The organism is Lentimicrobium sp. S6 (genome assembly GCF_013166635.1).
GTDB lineage: Bacteria > Bacteroidota > Bacteroidia > Bacteroidales > UBA12170 > UBA12170.
In genome coordinates this window covers 1-304 of record NZ_JABKBZ010000317.1, presented here as the reverse complement: position 1 = coordinate 304, position 304 = coordinate 1, and the positions used below count along the sequence as shown (strand labels likewise).

General features: G+C 40.8%; 1 protein-coding gene. It reads right to left on the bottom strand.

Annotated elements, in window-relative coordinates; genetic code table 11:
* Positions 1–304, bottom strand: a 304-nt coding sequence (locus tag HNS40_RS22865) for a hypothetical protein (protein ID WP_172285007.1), incomplete at both ends; no start/stop codon positions are given.

Genomic DNA, 304 nt, shown 5'->3' with positions numbered 1-304 from the left:
TTGGCTTGTCCTGCATCTGCGGTTTGGCTTATTGCTGCTCCACAAGTAATACTTGGGTCAATAACATCCTCTACTGTGACATCGGCAGTAATTGTTGATACATTATTACTGGCATCTGTTCCGGTTAAGGTAATTGTATTTAAGCCTAGGTCTGTACAAGCAAAGTCTGTTTGACTTGCTGTTAAGGTGAAATCACAGTTATCATAACTTCCATTATCAATATTGGCGGCTGTAATACTGGCTGCTCCTGAGGCATCTAATTGAATAGTTACATTCTGTGAGGCCATTACTGGGGCAATATTGT